The sequence below is a fragment of the Corynebacterium endometrii genome, from assembly GCF_004795735.1.
In the GTDB taxonomy this organism is placed as follows: domain Bacteria; phylum Actinomycetota; class Actinomycetes; order Mycobacteriales; family Mycobacteriaceae; genus Corynebacterium; species Corynebacterium endometrii.
In genome coordinates, this window is record NZ_CP039247.1 from 1,653,033 (window position 1) to 1,667,259 (window position 14,227).

The following is a 14,227-nucleotide window of genomic DNA, read 5'->3' on the forward strand; positions in this document are numbered from 1 at the left end:
TGTGGGGTACCCTGTGCTCTGCCATGATTTACACCCTCGCGGCCTACTTCATGTGGTCGGTCTTCCCCGGATTCTTCCCGCTCCTGCTGCCAGCGGGCCCCGTGGAGATCCTCGCTCACCGCATCATCTGGACCGCGGTGTTTATGCTCATCATCGTGTGGCTTAGCGGCGGACTAAAAGAGCTGCGCGGCCTGCCGTTGAAATCCTGGGGCTGGCTGGCGGCCGCCAGCGTCGCCATCTCGGTGAACTGGGGCACCTACGTGCTGGCGGTGAACTCAAACCACGTTGCGGACGCAGCTCTGGGTTACTTCATCAACCCTTTAGTCTCCGTGGCGCTGGCAGTCATCTTCCTGAAGGAGCGGCTGCGCCGCAACCAGCTCATCGCGGTGGCCGTCGCGGCGGTCGCGGTTATCTGGCTGACGTTCATGACCGGCCAGGTCCCCCTCCTAGCGCTGAGCCTGGCCTTCTCCTTTGGCATCTACGGGCTGATCAAAAAGCAGGTCAACGTATCGGCGGCGGCATCGGTGGCGGCCGAGGCCATGGTCATGTCGCCGCTGGCGCTGGCCTACATCATCTTCATCGAGTCCCAGGGCACGGGCACCTTCTTCGCGCAGGGACCGGGCCACGCCGCCTTGCTGATGGCCGCAGGCGTAGTCACCGGCCTGCCGCTGCTGTGTTTTTCCGCGGGCGCAAAGTTGCTGCCGCTGGCTACCGTGGGCATGCTGCAGTACATCACTCCTATCATGCAACTGCTGTGGGCGGTCTACATCACCAAGGAGTCCTTTAGCGCAGAACGCTGGATTGGTTTCGTTATCTTGGCGGTGGCGGTCATCATCTACGTCGCGGATTTGCTCATGGCCCACCGCAGAGAGCTCCGGCGGCGCCTGCCAGAGTCCTAGCGCCTCTTCAGCTCGGCACGCAGGCGCTTGGCCCGCGCGCGCCGGGCCTTTTCCGCGTCCCCGCTGGGCGCCCACCGGGGGATGGTCGCCATGGCGGTAGCCCCCACGATGAATAACAGCCCCACCATCACGTAATCCTGGCCGCCGCCCCAGCCGAGAAACACCGCGGCGCCCGTAAGCCCGAGGGCCGCTAGCACGGCGAGGATGCTTAAGACGAAGGCGAACTTGTAATTTGCGGGCCAGTCTTTAAAGGGGATGGTGCTCATAGCTGGCCATGGTAGCCGGGTGGGCGGACGGCGAACGCGCCCCACGCGGAATCCGCGGGGACTGCTTCGACGGCCAGTACGCCCGGGGATTGTTCAATCGCGCGCAACGCCTCCGGTTCCCCGTAGACGATCGCGGCGCTAAAGGTCATAGGCGCCGAAACGTTGCCGATCCCGGCCAGCGAGGCGGCCACGCGGCCCAATACGGTGTCCAGGACATCCCGGCGCGTGGCGTTACCGGCCGGTTCCGGCACCGCAATGGGTGCCGCCTGGCCGATGATGACGGCGGCTAGCCGCTCCGCCTCCCCCACGGCCTCGGCGGCCCGCTCGGGGCCAAGGCCGCCCTCAAAGCTGACCAAGGCATATGTTGGTTCGGAACCGGTGATGGTCGCCGCCGCGCGGGCCTGGTAGGCCTCGGCGGTCTCCCCGCGCTCGGGGCCAAGTTCGTCCCCCTGCGGGCTGGGGCTTGGGCGCGGGCCCCAAATCCCCACCGCGGCGACCGTGGCGCACAGGGCCACCGCGGCGACGCTCCCCCGTGCCAGGCTCATCCGCGCAGGACCTCCAGCGCATGCGCGAGATCCGGCGGGTACGGCGCCCCGATTTCCATCCACTTGCCGGTGGCCGGGTGCTCGAAGCCGAGTTTTACCGCGTGCAGCCACTGGCGCTTCAGCCCCAGGCGCTTGGTGAGGTTGGGGTCGGAGCCATACATGGGGTCCCCGCAGCACGGGTGCCCGGTGGCGGACATGTGGACGCGGATCTGGTGGGTCCGGCCCGTTTCCAGGTGCACCTCGAGCAGGCTGGCCTCGCGGAAGGCCTCCATCACCTCATAGTGAGTCACCGCGTGCTTCCCGCCGTCAACCACGGCGAACTTCCAGCCGGAGGACGGGTGGCGGCCGATGGGCGCGTCGATGGTGCCCACGATCGGGTCGGGAAGCCCCTGCACCAGAGCGTGGTAGGTCTTTTTCACGGTGCGCTCCTTAAACGCGCGCTTGAGGTGGGAGTAGCCGCGTTCCGAGGCGGCGACTACCATCACGCCGGAGGTGCCCACGTCGAGGCGCTGGACTATGCCCTTGCGCTCGGTGGGCCCGGAGGTGGACACGCGGTATCCTGCCGCGGCAAGGCCTCCCACCACGGTGGGACCCTCCCAGCCCAGGGTTGGGTGCGCCGCCACGCCCACCGGTTTGTGGATTGCGATCACGTCATCGTCCGCATAGAGGACGTCCATGCCCTCGACGAGTTCAGCCTTGGGCGCCAGCGCCTGCGGCGGCTCCGGCAGCGTAACCTCCAGCCACGAACCGGCCGTCACCCGGTCTGATTTGCCCACGGGCGTTGAATCCAGCAGCACCACGCCCTCGGCGCACAACTCCGCCGATGCCGCCCGCGACAGCCCCAGCATCTTTGACATCGCCGCATCCACGCGCATCCCGGCCAGGCCCTCCGGGACAGGAACGGTCTTAATCTCCCGGCTCATCTAAGCGCTGACCTCCTTGTTATCCGCGGCAATCTTCTCATCGCGCTCCTCCAAGAAAATGGCCACAATGAATACCAGTACGCCCAGGGTGATGGAGGAATCCGCGATATTGAACACCGCAAAATCGCCGATGGAAATGAAATCAACCACGTGCCCAAACCAGAATCCCGGCTCGCGGAAGAGCCGGTCAATCAGATTGCCCAGCGCGCCGCCGGCGATCATGGCCAGGCCGATGGCTTGGCCCTTGTGCTGCAGGCGCGGGGCGGCGATGGCCACCCCCACCACGAATGCTAGCTGGATCGTCGTAAAGAGCCAGGTGGATCCTTCCCCGCCCATGGAAAAGGCGGCCCCCGGATTGAATAAAAGGTAGAAACGGAACCAATCCCCGATGACCGGCATGGGCTCACCCTCAGTCAGGATGGACAGCATCAGCGCCTTGGTCGCTTGGTCGATGACGGCTACCACCGCAACGATGGCGGCCATCAGGCCCACAAAACTCCTTCTATTAACAGTCACCCGGACCATTGTAAACGCTAAATTCCTGTAGGTTGGAATGCGTGTTTCGTTTACGTGTCTTCGCAGTTTCCTCAGCGCTGCTCATCGGCGCATCCACGGCCCTCACGGCGTGCAGTTATTCCCCGCCGGGCCCCGCAGTAGACCAGCCCGTGGGCCTTAACGTTGACGCCTCCCGGGTCACCCTAGTCGACCCGGGCCAGGGAAAGACCAGGGTATTGGCCTACCGCGACCTAGACCAGGCCCAGGAGCTGACCTACTCCTCCGCGGAGTCCTTCACCCAGGACGTGGTCCATGCCCCCGAGCTGGACTCCTACTCCCCCGAAGACGCTGACCTCGCCACCACGACGGTGAAGCTGGATGGTGAGGTTGAGGCGGCGTCGGAGGCTGTGGAAGGCCAGCAGCCCGCCACCCGCAACGTGTTTTTCACGATCTCCGAGCCGGACTTTTCCGGAGGCACGGACCTCACCTCCGCGGAGGGTTTCCAGTTTGGTTGGCGCGCGAACGATGACGGCCAGATGTCCTCACTCCGCCTGGCCGCCCCGCAATCCGCCGCCGACGACGCCCGCGCCATCACCGAGCAAGCCATCGTCAAACTCACCGCGCTGCCCATCGTATTCCCCGGCGAAGCCGTGGGTGCCGGCGCGTCCTGGACCGTGGAGTCCCGCGTGACCGGCCAGTCCAGCCTGCTCCAGACCGCGACCTACACCATCAAGGAACTCGAGGGTGACACCGTGGTCCTCGACGTCCAAATAGATCAGCGCCCCTCCCAGGGGGCATTGTCCCTGGAAGGGGCGGGTGAAGGCCTCGAAGGCCAAAACCTGGAGGTGCTCGAGTCGACCACGGAATCCCGCGGCGAGCTCACCGTGGATCTGACCAAGCCGTTGCCCACCGCCGGCGATGTGCAATACACCACCACCGTGGTCTACGGCTCAAATAAATCAAAGGCCCGCGTGGTGCAGACCTCTGGTTCCGTGCTCAGCTTTTCGTAGCTATCTTTCGGCGCTTAAATCCCGGCGCCGGGCTTAGGCGCCGCCCTGGGCCTGAGCGGAGCACATCTCCGGGACCTCTTCCGGCGTCACGGTGTTGACAATCAGGGTGCACGCCCAGGACTGCTGAAGCTTCCAATTGCCGTCCTCGTTGACGAACTCCACAGCCTCAGCGGTCTGTGGCTCCTGGCCGGGGACGGTGAAGTTCACGGTGGCGGAGACGGTGTTTGCCGGATCCGGGCCGGGCAGAACCGGGTCAACAACCTCAAACGTTGCGCCGGACTCCTGCTTGGAACGGGTCATGGTCTCAAACAGCTCGGGGGCGGTCTCCGAGCCCTGGACCGTCAAGGTCTTCTCCTCTACCGGCACGTTAGGGTCGGTGGCCTTAGCCAGCACCGCGTTCAGATCCGCGGCGGTTGGCAGCTCAGCGGTTGGCGCCGCAACCGAGGAGGTGGCCGGCGCCTCAGAGGTGGGGGTGGCCTCCTCTTCCTCGGAAGAGCAGGCTGCCAGGGCTACCGCTGCGGACAGCGCCATGATGCCGGCACCGAACTTATTGTGGAAGTTACTCAAAACTTTTACGCTCCTACGTATCGTTGTTTGGCGCGCGCTTTCCGGGGCAACCCGCGCGCCACTTTCGCCCCATCAATGCTACCTGGCAACACGGCGATTGGGGCGCGCCATGCCCCAATTCTCAGCAAAGGCAAATGCGCCGCATATTTAGGTATGCGAAAGCCGCCGCATCGTCTAATCTAGGGCGCATGTCTGACGCCGCTTCTGCCTCAATAATTTCCGTCATCGCCACGGGCGGAACCATCGCCTCCGCCACGGATTCCACCGGCGCGCTCGTGCCGCAGCGCAACGCCCAGGACCTTGTGGATGAGCTGGGCGGCGTGGATGTCCCCCTGCGCGCCATCGATTCCGCGCGGCTCGATTCTTCCTCCATGACGCTAGCGCAGCTTGACGCGCTGGTTGCGCAGGTCCACGAGCAACTCGCGGATCCACAGGTACGCGGCGTGGTGGTCACCCACGGCACCGATTCCATGGCGGATACCGCGATAGTGCTCGATATCTTCCACGACTCGGACAAGCCCGTGGTGCTCACCGGCGCCCAGCGCCCCTTTGACCATCCGGAGTCCGATGGGCTTACCAACCTCACGGATTCAATCCGCGTCGCCGCCGCCCCGGCGTCCACCGGCGTGGTCATCCGCTTTGGCGGCGTGACCGTCCCGGCCCGCGGGGCCCGCAAGCAGCACACCTCTAACCTGCGGGCGTTCTCCCCTACCCGCTGCAACCGCCCGGCGCCCATCCCCGTCGCCACGCTGGACGGCACGTCCGTGGCGATCATCGCGGCCTTCCCGGGATCCGGCCGCGAGCTGGTTGACGCCGCGGTGGCCAGCGGCGTGGATGGCCTGGTCATCGAGGGTCTGGGCTCCGGCAACATGGGCGAGGAGATGGGCAAGGGCGTGGCCGATGCCCTAGACGCCGGCATCAAGGTGGTAGTCTCCACCCGCGTTCCCGAGGGCCCCGTTGCCCTCGACTACGGCGGCGCCGGCGGCGGGGCCACCCTGGACGCAAAGGGGGCCGTGGGCTCCGGCCTGCTGCGCGTGGGCCAGGCCCGCATGATGCTCATCGTGGCCCTGGCCACGGGCCGCGACGTAGCCGATCTGCTCAGCTAATCCTCGCGCGCTGCGAACCACTCCGGCCACGCCAGCGAATCGAGCGGATCGGCCGCGCGCAGGTCCGGGTCATCATGGGCGAAGGAGCGGGTCTTGCCGGGGCCGGTGGAGCGGTCCTCGAAACGCACGCTGACCACCCCATGGCCCGCGCCTTGGATCCAGCCGTGGCCAAAATCCGGATGCCACACGTCCTGCGTGGCGCGCCACCGACTATCTAACTGATCGCTGATTTCCACGCTGTCAGTAAAGCCCAAGCCGTCAACGCCCAAGCCGTCGCTGACCCCGGTTTCGAAATCAGAATCCTTAGGTACTGGCCGCGTTACCACGCGGTCTAGCTCGGGAAATAACACGTCCTGGCGCGCGGTTTCGAGCCCGGAGTATCCCACGCCCACCAGGCGTATGGGCCCCAGCTCGTCCGGGTACCGGGCGATGCGGAAGGCGGTGGCTTTCAGCGTCTCGTAGTCATCGGTGGCGTAGGGCAGGGTGATCGAGCGAGACTCGATGTGGAAGTCCGCCATTCGGAGCTTGACCGTTACCGTGCGCGCGCCGCGCCCGTCTTTAAGCAGGCGCCGGTGAGCGCCCTGGGCGGCGCGCTCGATAGCCGCGTCTACCTCAGGCGCGGTCTTCAAATCCTTCGGGTAGGTGTGCTCCTGGGAAATCTGCTTGGCGATGGCGCGCGGTTCAACCGGACGTTCATCGATGCCCTGCGCCAGACGCCACAGCCCCACTCCCACCGTGGCCCCGATGGAAATCTCCACCTCCCTGCGTGACATGCTCGCCAGATCCCCGATGGTTTTCACGCCAATCGCGCTGAGCTTAGACGCCGTAACCGGCCCCACGCCCCAGAGCTTGCCCACCTCCAGCGGGTGCAGCATCTCCAGCTGCCTGTCCGCGGGGATCACGAACGTGCCGTCCGGTTTGGCCTCACCGGAACCGATCTTGGCGAATTGCTTGCCGGAGCCCGCGCCGATGGATGACGGCAGCCCGGTCTCCTGCCGAATTAATTCACGCAAATTCTGCGCCCACGCGAACACCTCGTCCGGGGTGGCGCCCACCAACTCTTCCGGTTCCATAAAGGCCTCATCGATGCTCAAGCGCTCGATTACTCCCACCCGCGAGCCAATAATCTCAAAGACCCGCTGAGAGGCCGCCGAGTACACCGCGTGCCGCGATTGCACCACCACCGCCCGCGGGCCCACCAGCTTTTTCGCCCTAAACATGGGCATCGCGGAGTGCGCACCATAGGCGCGAGCCTCATAGGAAGCGCCGGCCACCACTCCCCTGCCGCTGGTGCCGCCTACCAACACGGGCCGGCCGCGCAGCGTAGGCCGGGTTAGCTGTTCGACGGAGGCAAAGAACGCATCCATATCGATGTGTAAGACCCAGCGCTGCATAGCTCATAGGTTAACCCACTTTCCATTTGCACCACTTGCATGCATGATAGATGCATGACTAAGCAGGCCGCAGCAGAAAACGCTTACGAGCACGTCAAGCACCGCATTTTGAACGGGGCCTTCACGGAATCCTCCATGCTCTCAGAAGGTGAGGTGGCGTCCAGCCTTGGGGTAAGCCGCACGCCCGTGCGCGAGGCCTTCCTCAAACTGGAAGCCGAAGGGTTTTTAAAGCTCTACCCCAAACGCGGCGCCCTGGTGACCCCGATCAGCCGCCAGGACATCCGCGAGGTATACGAGGCCCGCACTCTCATCGACATGCACGCCGCCGGGAGAATCTGCGCCCTGGGGGAACCGGCGCGGGCGTTCATCGCGGACCAACTAGACGCTCTCATCGAGCAGCAGCTCGCCGCCGTCAAGGCCGGGGATTTAGCCCGCTATTCCAGCCTTGATGCGGACTTCCACCAACTCGTGATGAACAGCGGGGACAATGACATCCTCGCGGACCTAGGCCACCGCCTGCGCGAGCGCCAGCAGCGTTTCACGGCCACCGCCATTAGCCGCAATGCCGACCGGGCACGGATATTCATCGAAGGGCACAAGCAATTATCCGCAGCGCTGCGCGACGGGGACATCGACGAATACTGCAAGCAATTCGCCGCCCACATCGCCGATTCAAGGAGCCAGCTGTGAACAATCGCACCATAGCCCCGGCGCCGCACCCACCGCAGCGCTACACCCCCGGCTCGTGGATGCCCGTTGCCGGCACCATGGTGGCCGTAGCCTGGGGCGGCAATGAATTTACCCCCTTGCTGGTCATGTACCGCGAAACGTCCGAGTTCTCCCAGGTCACCGTCAACGGCCTCCTCGCCGCCTACGTCTTTGGCATTGTGCCCGCCCTGCTTATCGGCGGCCCGCTGTCAGATCTCATTGGCCGCCGCCCAGTGATGCTGCAGGCCGCGCCGCTGTCGCTGGTGGGATCATTTTTGCTCTCCATCGGCCCCCATGAGCCGCTCATCATCGCCGCCGGCAGGGTCTTCTGCGGGCTCGCGCTGGGCATAGTCATGGCCGTGGGCTCCACCTGGATCACCGAACTCATCTATCACTCCGGCGGGGACCATTCCGGCGGCCCCCGCCGCGCCTCGCTGTGCCTGACCATCGGCCTGCTCATCGGCGCGGGCCTGGCCTCAGTCCTGGCGCAGTGGGGCCCGTGGCCGCAGCACCTGGCGTACCTGGTGCACATCGCGGTGACCGTGGCCACGGGGTTGTGGTTGCTTAACACCCCCGATACCCGAGTCCCCAAGCACGGTACCGTAGGCCGCACCGTGTGGTTGCTCACCGTGGGTGACATGGTGACCATGCTGCGCATCCCTAAGGCCGCGCACCGCCGTTTCCTGCGCATCGTGCTGCCGGTCGCGCCGTGGGTATTCGGCTGCGCCGGCGCGGCCTACGCGCTGCTGCCCCAATTGCTGTCTGTATCCGCCGGCGATGTGCCCATCGCCTTTTCCGGCCTGATGACGGTTATCACCCTGGGCTGCGGCGTGGGCGTGCAGATGCTGGGCAAGCGCATCGATACCGCGCGCTCCGCGCGGGCCTCCGCGGTGGCCATGAGCGTCATTTTCGCCGGCACCGTACTGGGCGCGTGCGCCGCATACACGCTCAGCCTGCCGCTGGGAATCGCCGCGGCGGCCACCATGGGCGCCGGCTACGGGCTCGCGCTGGTGGCCGGGCTCTCCGAGATCCAGCGCATCGCCCACCCCGAGGAACTAGCCGGCCTCACTGCGGTGTTCTACTCGCTGACCTATACGGGCTTTTTCATCCCGATGACCTTCAGCGCCCTAGCCCCCTACGTCGGCTTTACCGCGCTGTTTCTGGTGGGCTCCGCATTGGCACTGGTCTGCCTGGTTAACGTATTCGCCGGCTGGCGCGCGCACCTGCCCGCCTAATCCGGCCTTCGCAAAGGCCACTGCCGCTGCGACCATTAGCAACCTCGATCCAGCTCAGCCACTGCGCAAGGAACACCGCGCCCATGACGGTGGCCACCATCGGCAATATGGCCCGCAGCAGCGCAAAGTAGGCGGTTCCGGCCATGCGTAGCACCACCTGGTCCAGCGAATATGGCAGTGCCGCCAATAGCAATCCTAGGCCCATTATCAAGCCCAGTAATTCCAGTCCGCCCACTACCCGGCCCTCCGGCCACAGCCACCACACCAGTGGAATTCCCGCGACGGCTGCCCAGCTAAAGCCCACCGCCACGGAGCCCTGGCCTAATAAAACGCCATTTTCATGGCCCAATCCCGTAGCATGCCGCCACCCCCGCGGGGAAGGCAGCAAAAAGCCCCACGGCAATGGCCGCGCCGGCGTACAGCGATACCGCCGACGCAACCATCACCGCAGGGGCCGCATTCCTCAGTGGAGTAGCCCTTGCCGCGCGCTATTTGCTCACAGTGGCGGAAACGCCCTTGAGCACGTCATGGGTCTGACCGCTTAGCGCGTCGGTGGTGACGGTGAAGTCCGTAGCCAGGACCTCCCCCGCGATGTGGTCAGCGTGGCGCTGAGCCCACTCCTGCTTATCGGCCGGCACCGACAAGACCACGGTGATCCGGTCGGAGACCTCGAAGCCCGAGGCCTTGCGGGCGTCCTGCAGGCCGCGGATGACGTCCGCCGCCCAGCCCTCGGCCTCGAGCTCTTCCGTCACGGCCGTATCCAGCACCACCAGCCCGTCCAGGGCACCAATACGCGCGGTGGACTCCGGGTTCTCCGCCACCAGGCGTTCGGTATACTCGCCCGGCTCCAGGCGGATGTCACCGTCAACCACTACTACCTCGCCCTCTCGGACGTAATTGCCGGCCTTGACGTTCTTAATCGCCCGCTGCACGTCGCGGCCCAGCTTAGGGCCTACGACCTTCGCGTTCACCACGACCTCAAACGTGCCTACGGAATCCACATCGTCGGTCAGCTTAACGTCCTTGACGTTTACCTCATCGCGGATGATGTCCTTGAACTCGGCCAGCTGCTCGGAATCGCTCAGCGCCACGGTAAGCCCCGGCAGCGGCAGGCGGTTACGCAGCTTGTTGGACTTGCGCACGGAGGACGCGGCGGAGCACACCGCACGGGTGTTGTCCATGGCCTGGACTAAGGCGGCGTCGGCTGGGTAGTCTGCGGCCTTCGGGTACGCGGCGAGGTGCACGGAACGCTCCCCCGTAAGCCCGCGGTAGATAACCTCCGAGATGTGCGGCAGCAGCGGCGCCACCACGCGGGACAAGGTCTCCAGCACCGTGTAGAGGGTGTTAAACGCCTCTGGGTGCTTCTCATCGCCTGCCCAGAAACGCTCGCGGGAGCGGCGCACGTACCAGTTCGTCAGCGCGTCCGCGAAGAGGCGAACCTCCTCCGTGGCGGTAGCGATGTCAATATTGGCCAGCGCCTCATCCACGGTGCTCACCAAGTCATGCAGCTTCGCCAGGATATAGCGGTCCAGCACGTTCGTGGAGCCCGTATCGAACTGCGCCTCCTTCGAGGAGTAGAGCTGCAGGAAGGAATACGCGTTCCACATCGGCAGCAGCGCCTGGCGGACTCCCTCGCGGATGCCCTGCTCGGTGACAATCAGGTTGCCGCCGCGCAGGATAGGCGAAGACATGAGGAACCAGCGCATGGCGTCCGAACCATCGCGGTCGAATACCTCGTTGACGTTGGGATAGTTGCCCTTAGACTTGGACATCTTCTGGCCGTCGCTGCCCAGCACGATGCCGTGCGCCACCACATTCTTGTAAGCGGGGCGGTCAAACAGGGCGGTGGCCATCACGTGCATGGTGTAGAACCAGCCGCGGGTCTGGCCGGAATACTCCACGATGAAGTCCGATGGCGAGTGCGTATCAAACCACTCTTTATTCTCAAACGGGTAGTGAACCTGCGCAAACGGCATGGAACCGGACTCGAACCAGCAGTCCAGGACCTCCGAAACGCGGCGCATTGTGGACTTACCCGTCGGATCGTCCGGGTTGGGGCGGGTCAGCTCATCGATGTGCGGGCGGTGCAGGGACTTTGGACGGACGCCGAAATCGGCCTCCAGCTCGTCGAGGGAGCCGTAGACATCCACGCGGGGGTAATTGTCATCGTCAGAGACCCATACCGGGATCGGCGAGCCCCAGTAGCGGGAGCGGGAGATGTTCCAATCGCGGGCGCCCTCGAGCCACTTGCCAAACTGGCCGTCACGGATGTGCTCTGGCAGCCAGTTGATCTCATTGTGGTTGAGCTCCACCATCCGGTCGCGGAACTCGGTGACCCGCACAAACCACGCGGGCATGGCCTTGTAGATAAGCGGCTCACCGGAGCGCCAGGAGTGCGGGTAGGAGTGCTCAATGGTCTGGTGGCGGACCACGCGGCCCGCCGCTTTAAGGTCCCTGATGATGTCCTTGTTGGCATCGAAGACCAGCTGGCCCTCATACTCCGGGACCTGGCTGGTGAACTCGCCGTCATCATCAACGGGGATGACCACCTCGATGCCGGCCTTGTCACAGGTTGCCATATCGTCCTCACCAAAGGCCGGGGCCTGGTGGACGATGCCGGTGCCGTCCTCGGTGGTGACGTAGTCCGCCTCCAGCACCTGGAAAGCGTTGGGGTGATCCTTGAAATGCTTGAAAATCGGCTCGTAGGTGATACCCACCATCTTGGCGCCGGGGAAGGTGCACAGCACCTCGTGGTCCTCACCTAGCTCCTTGCCGTACGCGCCGACCAGGGAGGACGCCAGCAGGAATACCTGGCCCTCAAACTCAGAGCCGGCGCCGACCTTAACCGCCGCGTACTCAACCTCGGGGTTGACCGCCAACGCAAGGTTGGACGGCAGGGTCCACGGCGTGGTGGTCCATGCCAATAGGGATACCTTGCCCATGGACTCGTGGTCAGCGAAGACCTCCTCGGCGGCAGACCCCGGCAGCGCACCGGTGACCGGGAAGGTCACGGTCAGGGTTGGGTCCTGGCGCATCTTGTAAGAGTCATCCAGGCGGGTCTCCTGGTTGGACAGCGGGGTGTGCTCAGCCCAAGAGTAGGGCAGCACACGGAAGCCCTGGTAGATAAGCCCCTTGTCATACAGCGTCTTGAACGCCCACATGACGGATTCCATGAAGTCCTGATCCATGGTCTTATATCCGTTATCGAAGTCCACCCAGCGGGCCTGGCGGGTGACGTAAGCCTTCCACTCATCGGCGTACCGGAGCACGGACGAAGCGCAGTACTCATTGAATTTCTCGAGGCCCATGTCCTCAATCTGGCCCTTGTCCGTGATACCCAGCTGCTTTTCCGCCTCTAGCTCGGCCGGCAGGCCGTGGCAGTCCCAGCCAAACACGCGCGGCACGTAGTTGCCCGCCATGGTGCGGTAGCGGGGCACGATGTCCTTGACGTAGCCGGTCAGCAGGTGGCCGTAGTGAGGCAGGCCGTTGGCGAATGGGGGCCCGTCGTAGAAAATGTATTCCGGGCACTCCCTGGTCTGGTCCAGGGATGCCTGGAACGTGCCGTCCTGGGTCCAGAATTCCTGGACCTTTTCTTCCATATCAGGAAAGCGGGAGGAACCACCGGTTAGGTCCACCTTTGGGTACACGCCGCCAACTTGGTTTTCAGTCACGTTAAAAGCCCTTCACTAGAGTGTGTGCGGTGCAGGGACGCGGCGCATACCACGCGGTACCACCCTGCTTGGGCCGAAGCGGCCCCACTTCATTGGTAGTGAAGGATGTACGGTCCCACCCGTCCGGTTCTAATGAGCCCTGTTGGCCGTTCTTCCGGAATGCTCCCCGGTGATGGCCGGATCAATGCATATCGCAGACGAGTATAGCCCTCTAGGGCCCCGGAATCCACATGGGCGCGGCCAGTGTAGTCAGGGATGTGGCGTGACGCCAGATTAGGCCGGTTTCGCCTGTGGATAAACGCATCCCGCACCCGACGCCCCCTCCCCCTGTGGATAACCTCCCTTTCACCGTTGCCATGTGTTGCGCCTGGCGGTTGGGTAGTTGGTATGAGCATCACTTCACATCTTTCGGCTATCGCCTCAGGGCTAGCCCTCATCCGCGACTTGGACGGGATGACCAAGCAGACGCTTATCGAGCTCGGCGCTCCCGCCGATTACGCCGACGAGCTACTGCGCGTGCACTCCGTCTACTTCGGCGAGACCGCCTTTACCGGCAAGCAGCGTAATGCGAGGCGCACGCGCCACGATTTGCTGACGTTGCTGCGGATAGAAAAGCACGTTGGGCGCGTCAAGACCCAGCGCGCCGCGTGGGATCTTCGCGTAGAACTGTGCGCTACGCCCGCGGAGAAGGTGGACGCCGTGGCCCGGCAGCGCCTGAAGGAAATCAATCCTCCCAAGCCGGCCCAGGACGGCGTCCGCGTCACCCGAGGCACCGGCAAGTGGCGCCTGACCATCACCGGCGATTCGAGCCGCATCGCGGACATATGGGACGGCTTCGGCGATACCCTTGAAAGCTTCGAAGAGGCCTTCTTCACCGGCACCGCAAGGCCCGCGGTGACCGCCAACGTGGTGGTCACCCTGGATGCTTTGGATGAGATCCTCGACGGCGACGGCGAAGAGGTCACCCTCAAGCTGACCAATGGCTCCACCATGACCGGCGCGGAGTTCATCAACCGCATGTTCCGCGACCGGTACAACGTGGGTCTGTTCCACCCGGAGAAGGGGCCGGTCAACCTCTACCGCGCCGAACGCTTCGCCAACGACAAACAGCGCCTTTTATGCATGATGGAAAACCCAACCTGCGCGTGGCCCGGCTGCAACTGCCCCGCGACGCAGGCCCAGTTCCACCACATCATCCCCTTTAAGAACGGTGGAAACACCAACGCCGCAAACCTGGTAACACTATGCGCTTACCACAACGCGGTCAACAGCGATTCCGGCCCGAATATCAACGGCAAGATGGCCCGCATTGGCGGGCAGACCGCCTGGATTTCCCCGTACGGTCGCGTCATTTACACCGGCATGTACGCGGCGGCCTAGGCCGGGCCGCCCCCGATCGCCGAAGCGC

The 14,227-nt window shown here is 64.5% G+C and carries 14 protein-coding genes; 6 read left to right on the forward strand and 8 right to left on the reverse strand.

What is annotated here, in order from left to right; translation table 11 throughout:
* The first annotated feature begins 23 nt into the window (after positions 1–23).
* Entirely contained in the window at positions 24–899 is an 876-nt protein-coding gene (rarD, locus tag CENDO_RS07440; protein ID WP_136141473.1) for an EamA family transporter RarD, read from the forward strand.
* On the opposite strand, the gene CENDO_RS07445 is transcribed toward rarD, so the two are convergent.
* The 4 genes from CENDO_RS07445 to lspA are packed head-to-tail and all read right to left on the reverse strand — an operon-like array spanning position 896 to position 3,158.
* Positions 896–1,165 (reverse strand): permease, encoded by a 270-nt coding sequence (locus CENDO_RS07445; RefSeq protein ID WP_136141474.1) that lies wholly within the window; start codon positions 1,163–1,165, stop codon positions 896–898. The genes rarD and CENDO_RS07445 overlap by 4 nt on opposite strands.
* Positions 1,162–1,710: an arginase family protein gene (locus tag CENDO_RS07450; RefSeq protein ID WP_136141475.1), complete on the reverse strand. Its 549-nt coding sequence runs from the start codon at positions 1,708–1,710 to the stop codon at positions 1,162–1,164. Before CENDO_RS07450 ends, CENDO_RS07445 begins: the two co-directional genes overlap by 4 nt.
* A complete protein-coding gene (locus CENDO_RS07455; protein ID WP_136141476.1) occupies positions 1,707–2,633 on the reverse strand; it encodes an RluA family pseudouridine synthase in 927 nt (308 codons plus the stop codon). Before CENDO_RS07455 ends, CENDO_RS07450 begins: the two co-directional genes overlap by 4 nt.
* Positions 2,634–3,158: a signal peptidase II gene (gene lspA, locus CENDO_RS07460; protein WP_136141477.1), complete on the reverse strand. Its 525-nt coding sequence runs from the start codon at positions 3,156–3,158 to the stop codon at positions 2,634–2,636. It abuts the gene before it with no gap.
* 32 nt (positions 3,159–3,190) lie between these two features.
* Between lspA and CENDO_RS07465 the strand changes: the two genes are divergently transcribed.
* Entirely contained in the window at positions 3,191–4,138 is a 948-nt protein-coding gene (locus tag CENDO_RS07465; RefSeq protein ID WP_136141478.1) for a hypothetical protein, read from the forward strand.
* A gap of 33 nt (positions 4,139–4,171) precedes the next feature.
* Here the strand turns inward: CENDO_RS07465 and CENDO_RS07470 are convergent, their stop codons facing one another.
* The gene (locus CENDO_RS07470) at positions 4,172–4,669 is read right to left on the reverse strand and encodes a WKL family lipoprotein (protein WP_136142205.1); all 498 of its coding nucleotides are present in this window, start codon (positions 4,667–4,669) and stop codon (positions 4,172–4,174) included.
* Positions 4,670–4,893: 224 nt separating this feature from the next.
* Between CENDO_RS07470 and CENDO_RS07475 the strand changes: the two genes are divergently transcribed.
* Positions 4,894–5,811 (forward strand): asparaginase, encoded by a 918-nt coding sequence (locus CENDO_RS07475; RefSeq protein WP_136141479.1) that lies wholly within the window; start codon positions 4,894–4,896, stop codon positions 5,809–5,811.
* Here CENDO_RS07475 and CENDO_RS07480 read toward each other — a convergent pair.
* Positions 5,808–7,205, reverse strand: coding sequence for a DNA polymerase IV (locus CENDO_RS07480; protein WP_136141480.1), 1,398 nt, complete (start codon positions 7,203–7,205; stop codon positions 5,808–5,810). The two genes, CENDO_RS07475 and CENDO_RS07480, sit on opposite strands and share 4 nt — an antisense overlap.
* Before the next feature lie 54 nt (positions 7,206–7,259).
* On the opposite strand from CENDO_RS07480, the gene CENDO_RS07485 reads away from it, so the two are divergent.
* Together CENDO_RS07485 and CENDO_RS07490 are read left to right on the forward strand one after the other, a co-directional pair.
* Positions 7,260–7,895 carry a GntR family transcriptional regulator gene (locus CENDO_RS07485; protein WP_246014213.1) on the forward strand — a complete coding sequence of 212 codons (636 nt, stop codon included), beginning with the start codon at positions 7,260–7,262 and terminating at the stop codon, positions 7,893–7,895.
* Positions 7,896–7,954: 59 nt separating this feature from the next.
* Positions 7,955–9,148, forward strand: coding sequence for an MFS transporter (locus CENDO_RS07490; RefSeq protein WP_136142206.1), 1,194 nt, complete (start codon positions 7,955–7,957; stop codon positions 9,146–9,148).
* On the opposite strand, the gene CENDO_RS07495 is transcribed toward CENDO_RS07490, so the two are convergent.
* Positions 9,108–9,497: a DMT family transporter gene (locus tag CENDO_RS07495; RefSeq protein ID WP_136141482.1), complete on the reverse strand. Its 390-nt coding sequence runs from the start codon at positions 9,495–9,497 to the stop codon at positions 9,108–9,110. The two genes, CENDO_RS07490 and CENDO_RS07495, sit on opposite strands and share 41 nt — an antisense overlap.
* Before the next feature lie 139 nt (positions 9,498–9,636).
* Positions 9,637–12,747, reverse strand: a complete 3,111-nt coding sequence (gene ileS, locus CENDO_RS07500; RefSeq protein ID WP_136142207.1) for an isoleucine--tRNA ligase — start codon at positions 12,745–12,747, stop codon at positions 9,637–9,639.
* 459 nt (positions 12,748–13,206) lie between these two features.
* On the opposite strand from ileS, the gene CENDO_RS07505 reads away from it, so the two are divergent.
* Entirely contained in the window at positions 13,207–14,199 is a 993-nt protein-coding gene (locus tag CENDO_RS07505) for an HNH endonuclease signature motif containing protein (RefSeq protein WP_168707186.1), read from the forward strand.
* Positions 14,200–14,227 lie beyond the last annotated feature (28 nt).

What these genes read in the sequence shown, in the direction of transcription:
- rarD (WP_136141473.1), top strand. Translation starts at nt 24, where the DNA reads ATGATTTACACCCTCGCGGCCTACTTCATGTGGTCGGTCTTCCCCGGA.
- CENDO_RS07445 (WP_136141474.1), bottom strand. Translation starts at nt 1,165, where the DNA reads ATGAGCACCATCCCCTTTAAAGACTGGCCCGCAAATTACAAGTTCGCC.
- CENDO_RS07450 (WP_136141475.1), bottom strand. Translation starts at nt 1,710, where the DNA reads ATGAGCCTGGCACGGGGGAGCGTCGCCGCGGTGGCCCTGTGCGCCACG.
- CENDO_RS07455 (WP_136141476.1), bottom strand. Translation starts at nt 2,633, where the DNA reads ATGAGCCGGGAGATTAAGACCGTTCCTGTCCCGGAGGGCCTGGCCGGG.
- lspA (WP_136141477.1), bottom strand. Translation starts at nt 3,158, where the DNA reads ATGGTCCGGGTGACTGTTAATAGAAGGAGTTTTGTGGGCCTGATGGCC.
- CENDO_RS07470 (WP_136142205.1), bottom strand. Translation starts at nt 4,669, where the DNA reads ATGGCGCTGTCCGCAGCGGTAGCCCTGGCAGCCTGCTCTTCCGAGGAA.
- CENDO_RS07475 (WP_136141479.1), top strand. Translation starts at nt 4,894, where the DNA reads ATGTCTGACGCCGCTTCTGCCTCAATAATTTCCGTCATCGCCACGGGC.
- CENDO_RS07480 (WP_136141480.1), bottom strand. Translation starts at nt 7,205, where the DNA reads ATGCAGCGCTGGGTCTTACACATCGATATGGATGCGTTCTTTGCCTCC.
- CENDO_RS07485 (WP_246014213.1), top strand. Translation starts at nt 7,260, where the DNA reads ATGACTAAGCAGGCCGCAGCAGAAAACGCTTACGAGCACGTCAAGCAC.
- CENDO_RS07490 (WP_136142206.1), top strand. Translation starts at nt 7,955, where the DNA reads ATGCCCGTTGCCGGCACCATGGTGGCCGTAGCCTGGGGCGGCAATGAA.
- ileS (WP_136142207.1), bottom strand. Translation starts at nt 12,747, where the DNA reads ATGGAAGAAAAGGTCCAGGAATTCTGGACCCAGGACGGCACGTTCCAG.
- CENDO_RS07505 (WP_168707186.1), top strand. Translation starts at nt 13,207, where the DNA reads ATGAGCATCACTTCACATCTTTCGGCTATCGCCTCAGGGCTAGCCCTC.